General features: G+C 25.8%; 14 protein-coding genes. 11 read left to right on the top strand and 3 right to left on the bottom strand.

The annotated features are described in order from the left end of the window. The first annotated feature begins 125 nt into the window (after positions 1–125). Genes DR020_RS02800 through DR020_RS02790 form a run of 3 tightly spaced genes read left to right on the top strand, consistent with a single transcriptional unit; the run spans position 126 to position 2,891 of the window. Positions 126–1,418: a HAMP domain-containing sensor histidine kinase gene (locus DR020_RS02800; RefSeq protein WP_112365204.1), complete on the top strand. Its 1,293-nt coding sequence runs from the start codon at positions 126–128 to the stop codon at positions 1,416–1,418. 2 nt (positions 1,419–1,420) lie between these two features. Next, entirely contained in the window at positions 1,421–2,113 is a 693-nt protein-coding gene (locus tag DR020_RS02795) for a response regulator transcription factor (protein WP_055259682.1), read from the top strand. A 49-nt stretch (positions 2,114–2,162) separates the two neighbouring features. After that, positions 2,163–2,891, top strand: a complete 729-nt coding sequence (locus DR020_RS02790; protein WP_055259680.1) for an MBL fold metallo-hydrolase — start codon at positions 2,163–2,165, stop codon at positions 2,889–2,891. Positions 2,892–2,974: 83 nt separating this feature from the next. On the opposite strand, the gene DR020_RS02785 is transcribed toward DR020_RS02790, so the two are convergent. The 3 genes from DR020_RS02785 to DR020_RS02775 are packed head-to-tail and all read right to left on the bottom strand — an operon-like array spanning position 2,975 to position 6,325. Beyond that, positions 2,975–4,282: an ABC transporter permease gene (locus DR020_RS02785; RefSeq protein WP_058992365.1), complete on the bottom strand. Its 1,308-nt coding sequence runs from the start codon at positions 4,280–4,282 to the stop codon at positions 2,975–2,977. A gap of 14 nt (positions 4,283–4,296) precedes the next feature. Continuing rightward, entirely contained in the window at positions 4,297–5,616 is a 1,320-nt protein-coding gene (locus tag DR020_RS02780; protein ID WP_112365203.1) for an ABC transporter permease, read from the bottom strand. A gap of 31 nt (positions 5,617–5,647) precedes the next feature. After that, on the bottom strand, positions 5,648–6,325 hold the full coding sequence (locus DR020_RS02775) for an ABC transporter ATP-binding protein (RefSeq protein ID WP_055259675.1): 678 nt from the start codon (positions 6,323–6,325) through the stop codon (positions 5,648–5,650). 343 nt (positions 6,326–6,668) lie between these two features. Here DR020_RS02775 and DR020_RS02770 point away from each other — a divergent pair, with 343 nt between their 5' ends. The 8 genes from DR020_RS02770 (at position 6,669) to kdpA (ending at position 14,399) form a co-directional block, all read left to right on the top strand. Further along, positions 6,669–7,220: an ECF transporter S component gene (locus DR020_RS02770; protein ID WP_112365202.1), complete on the top strand. Its 552-nt coding sequence runs from the start codon at positions 6,669–6,671 to the stop codon at positions 7,218–7,220. Positions 7,221–7,355: 135 nt separating this feature from the next. Next, complete coding sequence (locus tag DR020_RS02765) at positions 7,356–7,787, top strand: MarR family winged helix-turn-helix transcriptional regulator (RefSeq protein ID WP_055259671.1); 432 nt, start codon at positions 7,356–7,358, stop codon at positions 7,785–7,787. A 148-nt stretch (positions 7,788–7,935) separates the two neighbouring features. Then, complete coding sequence (locus DR020_RS02760; protein ID WP_055259669.1) at positions 7,936–8,223, top strand: putative quinol monooxygenase; 288 nt, start codon at positions 7,936–7,938, stop codon at positions 8,221–8,223. 205 nt (positions 8,224–8,428) lie between these two features. Continuing rightward, entirely contained in the window at positions 8,429–9,220 is a 792-nt protein-coding gene (locus DR020_RS02755; protein ID WP_082663345.1) for an alpha/beta fold hydrolase, read from the top strand. Positions 9,221–9,338: 118 nt separating this feature from the next. Then, complete coding sequence (locus DR020_RS02750; RefSeq protein ID WP_112365201.1) at positions 9,339–9,983, top strand: DedA family protein; 645 nt, start codon at positions 9,339–9,341, stop codon at positions 9,981–9,983. 651 nt (positions 9,984–10,634) lie between these two features. Next, positions 10,635–11,801 carry an MFS transporter gene (locus tag DR020_RS02745; protein WP_235865651.1) on the top strand — a complete coding sequence of 389 codons (1,167 nt, stop codon included), beginning with the start codon at positions 10,635–10,637 and terminating at the stop codon, positions 11,799–11,801. A gap of 820 nt (positions 11,802–12,621) precedes the next feature. Beyond that, on the top strand, positions 12,622–12,702 hold the full coding sequence (kdpF, locus tag DR020_RS12705) for a K(+)-transporting ATPase subunit F (protein WP_082412345.1): 81 nt from the start codon (positions 12,622–12,624) through the stop codon (positions 12,700–12,702). 20 nt (positions 12,703–12,722) lie between these two features. Further along, positions 12,723–14,399 (top strand): potassium-transporting ATPase subunit KdpA, encoded by a 1,677-nt coding sequence (gene kdpA, locus DR020_RS02735; protein WP_055259661.1) that lies wholly within the window; start codon positions 12,723–12,725, stop codon positions 14,397–14,399. Positions 14,400–14,408: the final 9 nt, after the last annotated feature.

The raw sequence follows: 14,408 nt of genomic DNA, 5'->3' as shown, positions 1-14,408 counted from the left end.
ATATTTTGACTCTAGGAATTTAAGTTTATCTTATTTATTAACAAACTTAAGTTCCTTTTTTATTTAGAGGTATAATATTAAAGGAGTTGTTAAATATAAAAAAATAGTTTTTGCTAGAGGTTAAGATGAAAAAATTTAAAAAAAACATAACTAAAATAATTAAAGAACATTATGAACATCATAAGATAATTAAGGATTATCACAAGGGTTATAAGTATCATAGAAAGTTTCATGAAAATAGTAAATGGACGTCAGATATGGATGATAGAATGAAGAGAATTATTGAAGCGCATCATCACCATAATAATCAATATTATTCAGGACTATCACACAAGGCAAGGGAAGAATTTTATGTATTTCATAAATATATGATATATTTTAAGTTTGTAGCACTTATAGTTAGTATAATCATAACTGGATTAATGTTTGTAAGCATAGGAATTCAGGCAATAACAATATTTTTTGCAATATTTTTTGCTATAAATGAAATTGCTAATATTTATATTTATTACAGATTAGAAAGAAAAATAGTTAAACCGATAGAAAAATTAATAGATGGTGTTAAAAAAATTTCAACAGGGGATTATTCGGTAAGAGTTGAGAATAATTCTTTTAATGAAATTGGGATTTTAACTAGGGCTTTTAATGATATGGCAAACAAGCTTGAAGAGGGGGAAAAGTTAAAGGAAGAATATGAGGAAAATAGAAAGAGTCTTATAGCAAATATTTCTCATGATTTAAAAACACCAATAACGTCAATAAATGGTTATATAGAATTTATTGTAGATGGAAAAATTGAATCACAAGAGAAGGTGGATGGTTATTTAAAAACGATTCAAAGTAATATAGCTTATATGAATAGATTAATAGATGATTTATTTTTGTTTTCTCAATTGGATGTTCAAAAGTTAGATTTTGTGTTTAATAAAACTAATATAGGTATGTATATGATAGATGTTATAGAAGAATTTACTTTTATATTAGGGGAAGAAAATATAGGATTTAAATATATAGATAATTTAAAAGAAGATTTATTTGTAAATATAGATGGAAAGAGAATTTATAGAACTATAAGAAATATTATAGGCAATGCCATAAAGTATGGAACTGCTGATGGTTTATCTATACAAGTTAAGTTATATAATGATGATAATTTTGTATTCATTGATATAATGGATAATGGCCCTGGTATTGAAGAGGAGCATTTAAAGCATGTATTTGAGAGGTTTTATAGAATAGATAAAGAAAGAACTAAGGATTTATTAAGTACAGGGTTAGGTCTTGCCATTGCTAAAGAGATAGTTGAGGCTCATGGTGGAGATATTGGAGTTAAAAGCAAATTAAATGAAGGAACTGTATTTACTATAAGCTTACCCTTATATAGTGAAGAAGAAATTAATGGGTGTAAGGAGAAATAAAAATGGATGAGAAAAAAATATTAATAATAGAAGATGATTTAAATATTGCAGAGCTTGAAAGAGATTATCTTCAACTAAATGGATATAATGTGGAACTTATTTATGATGGTGCAGAGGGATTAAAAAAAGCATTAAGTAATAAATATGAACTTATAATAGTTGATATAATGCTTCCAGGAAAAAGTGGTTATGATATTGTGAAAGAAGTGAGAGAAAAATCAGAAGTTCCAATAATAATAGTTTCAGCTAAAACTGAAGATATAGATAAAATAAGGGGATTAGGGTTTGGAGCAGATGATTATTTAACTAAACCTTTTAGTCCGGCAGAACTTGTTGCTAGGATAAAATCTCATATAATAAGATATGAGAGGCTTATAGGAAAAAAGCCATCAAGTAACATAATAACTAATAAGGCTTTAGAAATAAGAACAGATTCTCATAAAGTTTTTATAAGAGGAAAGGAAATTATATTAACAACTAAAGAATATGAACTTTTATTGTTCTTGGCTACAAATCCTAATATAGTTTTTACAAAAGACAAAATATTTAATAGAATTTGGGGTGAAGAATATATAGGAGATACTGCAACTGTTGCAGTTCATATTCAAAAGCTTAGAAAAAAATTAGAACAAGACACATCAAATCCTGAATATATAGAAACTATTTGGGGAACAGGTTATAGATTTAATGAGTAAATTTTTATTTATTAAAATAGAATAGAAGAAATACAAAGGAGAAATTTATATGAATAATTATAAAATTGAAGTTTTAAATGAAGATACTTTAGGAATTAAAGAAGCAAGGGTTGTAAATCCAGTTTTAATATATAATGAAGAAGAGGCTGTTTTGGTTGATACTGATTATCCAGGAAGATTTGAAGGGTTAAAAAAATCTATTGAAAAATATATAGATATAAATAAATTAAAGACAATAATAATAACTCATCACGATATAGATCATGTTGGTTCAGCTAGAGAGTTTAAAGAATTATTAGGAGATAAAGTTAAAATTTTAGCAACAGAGATAGAAGCTAAATATATTTCAGGAAAAACAACTCCTATAAAATTAGATAATTTAGAAAAAGTTAAAGATAGTTTAAATGAAATGCAAAAAAGTTTTTATGAAATGTTAAAGGTAGGATTTCCAAGGTCTTATGTAGATGTTGATAAAATTATAAATTCAGGTGATGTTCTAAACTTAGCGGGAGCTAAAATTGAAGTTGTAGGAACCCCAGGGCATACCCCAGGTCATATTTGTTTATACATAGCTAAGGATAAAGCGTTAATAACAGGGGACACATTAATGAATAATGCTCAAAAATTAGATATTGTTTCAGATATGTATAATAATGACCCTAAAGAAGCTAGAGAATCATTGAAAAAATTAAAAGAGTTAGATATTGAAAAAGTTTATTGTTATCATGGCGGTCTTTATATTGGCAAACCGCATATAGATGAAATAGTAGCTAAATAATATTTAATAGAAAAAGGAGAGATAATTAATTATCTCTCCTTTTTGTGATTTAGAATAATTATTTTAATGTAGAATTTAAATTACTATTCTTCATTTATAACTTCAACAATATCTAGTTTAGCTGCTTTTGAAGCTGGGATAATTCCAGCAATTATTGAAACTATAATAGTTATAACTATTGAAGAAATTATAATAGTTGGAGTTATTAATATGGTGAAGTCTTTTCCTGACATAATTAAATATTGATTTACTAGAATAAGACCAATTGTTCCTATTATAGAGCCTAAGATAGCTCCAAGTGTTCCTAAAATTATAGATTGGGATAAAAATATAAATCTTATGTTTGACTTAGAAGCTCCAAGAGAACCCATGATACCAATCCATTTTTTCTTTTCTTGAACAGTCATATTCATAGTGTTTACAAGACCAATTCCAGCGACTACAACAACAATTAGTGCTGCTAAATCTAATAGTCCATTAACAAAACTTATAAATATACTAGCAAGACCAACTATTTGACCTAAATTAAATGTTTCATAACCTAAATTATTATTTATTGTATTTGTTATAGAATTTACATCAGATTGACTATTTGCATATAAACTAATCATTGAGTAAGTTGATTCTGGGTTAGTGTTTGGGTTAAGTCCATAAGTATAATCTATAATTTTATTTGTTATCGTATTATATGTTATTATATTTCCTAAATCAAAAGTTCCTTGTTTAAACACACCTTGTATTGAACCTGTAATTATTAAAGGTGTAGAGGAAATTTTAGAGTTTACTGTTAAAGTTATTGTTTTCCCTACAACACTAGAATAATCAGTTACACCTAATTCTTTTAAGAATGATTCATCAACTAAAAATTCATTAGCTTTTCCAGTTAGCTTGTTACCATATAAGATTTTAGAATCATTATAATTATAATTTGGACTATATCCTTGTATTGTTACATCTGATTGCGATGTATTTATTCCGTTTATCTCAACTTTATTTGCAGTAGCTGTGTTATATGCACTTACACTATTAACATTTTTTATTTCAGAAATACTTTTAGCTGTTGAATCAGTTATTACTTTTGTTAGATTAACAGCTTTAGAGCTTTCTTGCTTGTTAGCAACATAAGGAAGCATAGTGCTAGAGGAATCTATATTAAAACTAGATGCAAAGTTATAATCAGATTCATATTTTTGAGGTAAAACTATAACATTTTCTAAACTACCAAAGCTACTAATAAATTTGGTAGCATTTGAGCTTATAGATGTTCCCATTCCTTGCATAGCAACTAAAAGCATACTTCCAACTGAGATTGCAATAATAGTTAAGATACTTCTTAATTTTCTTCTTTTTATATCTCTCAAAGATATAATTATACCATCTAAAATTTTCATATAAATATACCTCCTTAATGCCTTAATGCTTCAATTGGATCAAGTTTTGATGCTCTTACAGCGGGATAAATTCCTGCAAGTAAGGATATTATAACTGAAAAAGCAATAGTAGCTACAATAAGCCACCAAGGAATATTACTTAAGAGACTTAACGAAAATCCTTGTTTTAATAATATTTGTTCAACTGAATAGCTTATAAGTTTAAAAAGACCAAAACTTATTAATGAGCCAATAATACTTCCAATAAATCCAATAATAGCGGATTGAAATAAAAACATAGATAAAATATCAAAGCTACTAGCTCCAAGAGATTTCATAACTCCAATGCTTTTTGTTCTTTCGTGAACAGCCATTATCATAGTGTTTATAATTCCAATAGCGGCAACTATTAAAACTATAACTCCTAAAATAGAAAGCATAAGGGTTATATTATTGAAATTTTTATTTATATCTTTTGTTGTAGATTCATTAGAACTAGTTTTGTAATTTAAATTATTTAAATCATTTTGAACAGCAGAAACATCACCAATAGAGTTTGTTTCTATTTTAACTGCGTTATAACCGTATGTATCCATAAAGTTATTGGTGTATTGTAAAACTCCAATCAAACTAGCTGCATTTTCAGAATCCATAATAATTTTATTTCCATCTGATAAGTCCTTACTTATAACTCCAGCAACTGTAAATGTCTTATAAACAGGAGTTATAGGTGTTCCGTTTATATTATCAACAACAAAAGTTAATTGTTTACCTACAATGTCATTAGGATTTGTTATATCTAAATTCTTTAAAAGTGATTCACCAACTAAAACATCATTTTTATTAGCTTCAGTTAGAGTATTACCTGCAATTATAGGTTTAAAATTTAATTTTTTAGCAGCTGTTTTTGCAGATTCTATTTGGCTATTAAGAAAAATGCTGTAATTTAAATCATAACCTACGATAGGAAACGTTGAGTTATATGTATTACCATTTAGCTCTATTTTAGCTAAGTCACCGCTTATGTATGCTTGAATTTGACTCACTCCAGAAATCTTACTTATTTTAGATAGAGTAGAATTATCTATCTTATTAAAATTTGTTTTAATCCAAGTAGTATAATTTTTTATATCTTTTAAATTAGAGTCTGCTTTAAACGGCTCAACAGTAATTACTTTAGAACTTGAACCACTATCAATTGTTTGAATTAAGAAGCCTTTTAACATAATACCTAATGAAACCATTAAAAGAATTAAAATAGTTCCAACAATTATACCAATTGATGTTAGGAGTGTTCTTTTTTTTCGTCTATTTAGGTCTCTAACTGCAAAAGATAAATTATCACTAAATTTCATTAGTATTCCTCCTTTACTTTTATATTAAATTTTAAACATTAAGAGAATCAGAAATTATATTGCCATCTTTGATTCTTACAACCCTTTTAGCTTTTTCAGCCTCTTCCATGTTGTGCGTTACCATTATAATAGTATAACCTTGATTGTTTAAATCTTTAAAAAGACTCATTATATTTTCACCAGTTTTAGAATCTAAATTTCCAGTAGGTTCATCTGCAAAAATTATTTTAGGATCATTTACAAGGGCTCTAGCGATTGAAACTCTTTGTCTTTGTCCACCTGACATTTCGTTGGGCTTATGGTTTTTTAAATGACCAAGCTCTACAAGTTCTAGAGCCTTTCCAGCTTTAGATTTTCTATTTTTCTTAGATGAACCCGAAAATATTAAGGGCATCATAACATTTTCTAATGCAGTTTGTGTGTTTTCCAAATTAAATGCTTGAAATACAAAACCAATTTCAGAATTTCTAAATTTAGCCTTTTCTTTATCCTTATACTTTGATATATCTTTATTATCAAAATATACATGACCTTCAGTTGGTGAATCCAATCCACCTATTATATGCATTATTGTAGATTTACCAGAGCCAGAAGGGCCAACAATAGCAACGAATTCTCCCTTATCTATGTTTAAGGATACATTATTTAAAGCTACTACTGTTTCTTTTCCCATTTTATATATTTTGGTTACATTTTTAACTTCAATCATTTTTTATCCTCCTAGTTTAAAAAATATTATATATATAAAATATCACTATTTTTAAAATAATAAAATAAAGTTTAATTATTAAAAATTTTATTTTAAGTTTAATTATAAAGCATATTGATATAAGTATATTATTACTTAAATCACAAATTTAATAAATTTAATATAATTACTAAAGTTTTTTAAATACTATCGGTATATTTGCAATAAAGTTATTAAGGATATATATTAGAAAAGTATGTGTTTTACGAGGGATTTTGTAATTATGATATATATTTTAAAATTATAAAATATAAAATTAAAACATGTCTATAATTAATGTATATATAATGGAAGGAAAATTTTTATGGAACAAAGAGCTAGGAATAATAAAGTTTTAATAATGATTTTAACAGCACTTATGATAGCACTTACCTTCGTTGCAGGAAGTGTGATTAAAATACCAACATTAAATGGATTTATGCAACCAGGTGATTGTATGATTTTACTTGGAGCAGTTCTTTTAGGAAAAAAACGAGGAGCTTTGTCTGCTGCGATAGGTATGGGACTAATAGATGTTACAAGTGGATATTTAATTTGGGCACCATTTTCTTTTGTAATACAAGGGGCTATGGGATTTGTTGCTGGATATTTATTTGAGAGATTTAAAGTAAAAAATTATAAGGCTTATTTGATTTCTTTTATTGTCGCAGGTTTTGTATCTTTAGGAGGATATTTTATAGCAAATGCAATAATGGGGGGAATAATAATGGGAGCAGTTCATGGATTTTTACCAAGTGTTCTTTATGCAGTTGCTCATGTGCCTGGGGATTCATCAGAAATAATATTTGGAATAATAATTGCCCTTATTTTAGCACCAATAGTTAATAAGGCTAGAGTAAAATTTAACTTAAAGTAAATTGTATTTTTAAAATTTAATAATATATAAATTTTTTATAGATTATATGGCAATGATTCGGATTAAATATTGACATATTAAGAGTTAGAGTGTTATCATCTGTTAAGAAGAAAATCTGATTGGAGAATTGTTTATATGAGAGATTTATGTATAATAGGTAAAATAGAAGAAATAGGATTAATTTCACATAGATATATGGAAAAAAGAATAAAAGAAGAAAATTTACCTATACTTAAAAATCATATACCACTTTTTTATATATTACCTGAAAATGGAGATAAGATGTTGTTCAATGCTCTAGCTAAATCTTGGGGAATATCTAAATCTTCTTTATCTGAGATGATTGTAAAATATGAAAATATAGGGCTTATAAAAAAATGTGTTTGTGAAGCTGATAGAAGAAGTGTTTATATAAGTCTGTTGCCCGATGCTGTTAAAATAAAAAGAATTTTACAACAAATACAAAAAGAATTTTTAGATAAAATAATGATAGATTTTACTGAATGTGAAAAAAGAACTTTTGAAAGTGCATTAGATAAAGCTTTGGAAAGTGGAAATCAAATATAAATGTAAAAGTTATGTGAGCTTAAATAGTAAACTATATTTAAATTGTTTTAGTTAAGATAAATTTAAATATAGTTTTATTTTATATAACTTTATTTTGAGTATAAATTAGATTAAAATATAAATAAATAGACATTAAGGAGATGAGAGAATGTTAACTGTAGTTGCTAAAGCAATAGTGAAAGAAGAAAAAATAGAAGAATTTAAAAAGTATGCAGATGAAATTATAAAGGAAACTAGAAAAGAAGAAGGTAATATTTCTTATAATTTATATGAGGATTCAAAGAATTCTAATATATTAACGTTTATAGAATTTTGGAGAAGCGAAGAAGATTTGCAAATACATTTTAATTCTAAACATTTTAAAGAAATACTTCCTAAGATGGGAGAACTTCAAAAATCAGAAACTGAAATAAATATTTATAAAGAAATCAGATAAATATTAAAAAATAAAAGAAATTTTTAATATTTGTTAGTTTAGATACTTTAAATTTTTAACATACATTAATAGGATAAGACCAAGAATATTTTATAAATATTTTTGGTCTTATTAGTTTTTATTACAAAATTAGGATTGTTTTTGTAGAAAAAACTATATGTATAAGATAAAATAATATAATAAGTACAATATTTTTTTATTTTTTATGAAATTGACATATTTATATACTATAATAAATAAGATAGTTGCAGAAAGTGTGGATAAAATGATATCAGTAAAGGAAGAGTGTCTACGTATAAATAGTGCAAATTTGGTTTATTATGAAACTGGTAATAGCGATATTCCTATATTATTTTTACATGGTAATAGTTCTAATAGTTTTATTTTTGATAAAATGTATAAATATTTTGAAAGAAAATATAGGGTTATAGCTGTTGATAGTAGAGGACATGGAAAAAGTGATAGGGGATATGTTCCATATTCTATAAGATTATTAGCATCAGATATGATAAATTTTTGTGATGCAAAAGGCTTAAAAAAAGTAATTATTATAGGATACAGTGACGGCGGTAACATAGCTTTAGTTATGGCTGATAAAAAACCAGAAATTATAGATAAATTAATAATTATATCTCCCAATAATAAAGTAAATGGAATGAAGAGGTGGTTTAGGTATAGTATACAGTTTTATACTATGGCATTAAAGATAATCCAAATTTTCAAATTTAATTCTAAAAGCAAAACAAGATTTCAAGTTTGGAGGATGAATCTTATGTTAAGAGATATAGGAGTATCCATGAAAGATTTAAATAAAATGAATGTAAAAACTCTTATTTTAGGTGCTGAAAATGATGTTATTTATAGAAAGCATCTTATTAAAATTAATAAGAATATAAAAAATTCTATATTAAAGATAATAAAATACACCAATCATTTTAATATAGTATCATCTGAAAAAACTATAAAATATATAGAAAATTTTATAGAGAGCAAATAAAAGATTTGTAATCTTTAATCAAATATTAATACGATTTATGAAAATTAATGTTATAATAAGTTGAAGTTAAGTTAATAATTTTTAAATTTAATAATAAATACTGGGGGTTAGAGAAAAAATGGCGCTTATACATGAGTTTATAAATGTAATACTGCACCTTAACCTTTATTTAGGAACAATTATAAATACATATGGAATATTGGTTTATGGTATATTATTTTTAATAATATTTATGGAAACTGGTTTTGTAGTTACACCTATTTTACCAGGAGATTCGGTGCTTTTTGCAGCGGGAGCGTTAGCAGCATCAGGAATGTTGAATATATATGGTTTATTAGGGCTTCTAATCTTTGCAGCTATTGCGGGAGATAATGTGAATTATAATATAGGAAAATTTTTATCGAAAAAAATACTAAAAAATAAAAATTCTAAAATTATAAAGAAAGAATATATTGATAGAACAAATGCTTATTATGATAAATATGGTGGTAAAACAATTATAATAGCTAGGTTTATTCCTATAGTTCGTACGTTTGCGCCTTTTGTTGCTGGTGTTGGAGCTATGGAATATAAGAAATTTGTAAAGTTTGATATATGTGGTGGAATATTATGGGTAGGACTAGTAACTCTTGTAGGATATTTTTTTGGTAATATACCTGTAGTTGAAAATAACTTTTCAATAGTTGTATTCGTAATAATAGGATTTTCATTAATAGCTCCTGCATATGGGTTTATAAAAAGTAGATTATCAACAGCGAAATAAAGTTAATATAAAAACATACCGTGCAATAAATATAATTATTAATTTTAAATTGCATGGTTTTTTTTATTATAAAATATAAAAAAATAATTTTATAATAAAACAGAATATCATTTTGTGTTTAAAATAATAAAGAAAAGGTTTTAAAATTAAAAAAATAAAACACTATTATTAAATATTAAAACACTATTGATGTAAAAGTTATTTAATTATATCTAAAAAGAATAAAAAATAAACAGTATAATGTAAAAATGAAACAGTTCTTATGAAAATGTTTTAAAAAATTTAAACACACCAATAATAAAAAAATGTCTAAAGGTGTAGAATACAGTAGATAAGCTATTTTATAATGTTGGCATAGTAATTGCTATATAATAAAGTGCTATCAAATTTATAATGCGTAAAAACTTTTAATTAATAAAGGAGGGAATAATTAAACATATTAAAACTAATAAGGTTTTCATAGCGTTGACAACGCTATCTGTAAAAATAGTAAAGATTTAAGTAAATTTAAAATTATTTCTTCCTTAATGAAATAATATTATTAATATTTTATATGATTTGGTAAAAGATATTAATAATATAGGAGAAAAATCAAAATTTATATTTAAAGTATTATTTTATGTAAAAAAATAGAAAGAGGTAACTATACATATGGAAATGAAAAGAAATAATAGTAAATTAGTTCCTATTTTAATGGCATTACCTAGTATTGGATTAGGTCTTGCATGGAATATGAACAGTACAGTAGTTCCGTTATTAGTTGAAACAGCAACTAAATCAGCTGTTCAATTAGCTATACTAATTGCTATGGCTTCTGTAACAGGAATATTTGCTCCGTACATATCAGGTATGTTAAGTGATAAATTAGGAAAAAGAAAACCATTTGTATTATTTGGGGCACTAGCAGGTGCTATATTCTTATTCTGCTTAGGATTTTCTTCAGCTTATTTAGAAATGTTTATATTTGCATTTTTATTCTATTTCTCAATGAACTTCTATCAAGGTTCATACTATGCTTGGATGCCAGAGGCTGTTCACAAAGACCAAATTGGTTTAGTTAATGGTTGGGGAAAATTATTCTACTCAGTTGGAGGAATTATAGTATTTGGTGTTGGAGTTTCTTTATTTGCTATAAGTCCTGCTTTACCACTTATAGTTGCAGGTGTAGTTGTTATAATATCTAACCTTATCACTGTATTTGGTGTAAAAGAAGATAGAAGTCATATGACTAAAGCTTCATCTAAAATTAGCTTTGACTTTTTAAAGAATGTTTCAGCAATGAAAGTATTTATGACAGCATTCTTCTTATACTTAGCTTATGGTTTAATAATGCCATACTGGTTACCATACTTTGAAAAAGCAAATGGTTTCACAAGTAATGATATCAGCTTAGCATTAGTTGGATTTACAGTAGTTGGACTTATACTTTCAGTATTTATCGGAATGTTATGTGATAGATATAATAAACAAGTAATATTATTTATTGTATGTGTAATTTATTTTATAGGTTTCTTAGTAGGTATGTTCGTTATGAACTTAGGAATGTTATGGGGATTCACAATCATCTTTGGTTTAGGCTTTGCCGTATTCCAAGTTGTATTCTATGCGTTAATTCCTGCGGTTGCACCTAAGGAAAGATTAGGAGAATATATGGGAATCAACAACGTATTCTTATGTATACCTCAAATCATAGGTAACCTTGTTGCTGGTTCTTTAATGTCTAGCGACATGCATTTAATATTCCCATTAGCTCTTATATCAATAGTGGTAGCGGCATTAATTTGTGGAATAGGTAAAATGAAATTTATAAATGAATAATTTATAACTAAAAAAATAAGGTATAAACATTATTGTTTATACCTTATTTTTTATTTTATATAATGTTTAGAATTATGTATCAATTAATATATTAAGTAAAAAAATAATATATTATAAAACATATTATTAATGTAGAAAAAATTTTTTATAGAAAAAAAGAATTATTTAAATATGTATTTTAAAAATTTAAATAATTGCTTATTAATATGTATATAATAAGTAGGAAAATAAATATAAAATTTAGTTTTAGTTAAAATAAACTATTAATATTTTTAATAGATTAAGAAGTTATCAATATAACATTTAATGATAAAAAAATAATTAAATTATTATAGGAAAATTAAATTCAAATTAATAAAAATATATTTGTAAAAAAGAGTAAAAATATTGCCTTTTTTTAAAAAAAATTTTTATAAAAAGTGAAATTTTTATAGTTTTTTTAAAATAATATTATAAAAATTAAAGGTTTAGACAGCAAAATATAGTTTTTTGATTTATTATAGAGTTATTTTCTTAAAATTAGATTATTTGATTTTATTTAACTTTAGATAGTGTTTTTTTAGTTTTGCCAAAGAAAAGACAATATGTATAATATATAAGTTGTAGTTTAAAATATTCTTTTTCTATACCCAAGGGTAAAACTTACATATATTCAAAAAAATTATATTAGCTAATTTTATAGCTTGATTTAAAATACTTAAAAGGGAAATTTAAACTGCAAAATTAAAAAAATACTAATTGACAAAAAAACTTAATAGAATTAAAATTTTTATTTAAGCTAATCTAAAAAATATTAAAGCAGAATTTGGAGGAACAAGCGATGATATTTGTCTTAGGAATTGTAGTTTTATGTTTGTTTGTGTATCTATTTTATGCATTATTAAATCCAGACAAATTTTAATCTATTGGAGGTAACAAAACATGAATATGCTAAATCTAATTTTATTTTTAGTCATATTTGTAGTGCTTATAGCTATCATAGGTAAATATTTATCTAATATTATTAATTTTAAGCAGTATAAAGGTGACAAATTTTTTAGTAAAATAGATAACTGCATTTATAAAATATGTGGTATATCGAAAGAAGATATGACGTTTAAGCAGTATGCTATTGCATTGCTTATGAGTAACTTTATTATGTTTTTAATAGGATTTATAATCTTAAAAATTCAAGGTTTAATTCCTTTATTAAATTCAGAACACGTAAAAGGTATGAGTACAAGCTTATCATTTAATACAGCTGTATCTTTTATAACAAATACAGACCTTCAACATTATTCTGGAGTAAGTGCCATTTCTAATTTGAGTCAAATGTTAGTTATAATATTTCTTATGTTTGCGGCAGCAGCTACAGGTTGTGCGATAGGAGCTGCATTTATAAGAACTGTTGCAGGAAAATCTAAAAGCCTTGGTAATTTCTATATGGATTTTACAAGAGCTTTAACTAGGGTATTAATACCAGGTGCATTTATATTAGCAATAATATTAATAGCTACAGGAGTTCCTCAAACACTTCAAGGTATGATAACAATAAAAACTATCGAAGGAACATTCCAAAACATAGCAATGGGTCCTATAGCTGCTTTAGAAGCAATTAAGTTTTTAGGTACAAATGGTGGTGGTTTCTTCGCAGCAAACTCAGCAACTCCATTTGCAGATCCAAACCTTATTTCAAATTTTATAGAAATGTTAGCGATGACTGTAATACCTGGTGCTTTTATAGTTAGTTTTGGTATGACAATCAAAAACAAAAAGCAATCAGTTGTAATAATAATTGCTTTATTAGTATTAGTTTTAATTTCATTCTTTGTTATGTATTATGGAAATTCTTTAGGAAATACATTACTTCAAAATTTAGGTTTATCTAAACAACTTAGTGGTTCTACAGGACAAGATTTAAGATTTGGTAACTTTGGAACATCATTATTTACGACAATAAGTACAGCATTTACAACAGGTGCTACAAATTCAGCATTAAATGCTGCAAATCCTATAGTAATTTTCATGGCTCTTTGGAACATGTCGCTTAATACTGTATTTGGCGGTATCGGTACAGGATTCATGAATGTAATAATGTATGTTTTATTAACTGTATTTATCTGTGGACTTATGGTTGGAAGAACGCCAGAGTTTTTAGGTAAAAAGGTTGAAGCAAGAGAAATAAAATTAATAGCGATAGCTATTTTAATACACCCTATACTAATTTTATTCTCAACAGCATTTACATTGATAAGTGGTATAGGCTTACATAGTGGAATTAGTCTTAGCTTCCATGGCATGAGTCAAGTTTTATATGAGTTTACAAGTGCAAGTGCTAACAATGGTTCACTTTTAGGTGGATTTGCAAACAGCACAGGATACTGGAATATACTTACTGCAGTAATTATGCTTATAGCAAGATATGCTCCTATTTTACTTTTATTAGCTGCTGGTTTATCATTAGCTAATAAGCGAAAAGTTCCAAATACTGTAGGAACATTCAAAACTGACAATGCTATATTTGGAGTTATGTTATTCTGCATTATTTTAGTTATAGGTGCTTTAACATTCCTTCCTGCATTAGGTCTTGGACCAATAACTGAGTTTCTTAAATTTTAGGATAAGGAG

It is taken from the genome of Sarcina ventriculi (genome assembly GCF_900456775.1).
Taxonomy (GTDB): Bacteria; Bacillota; Clostridia; order Clostridiales; family Clostridiaceae; genus Sarcina; species Sarcina ventriculi.
The sequence above is the reverse complement of the archived record's forward strand: the minus strand, read 5'-3'. Positions and strand labels throughout refer to the sequence as shown.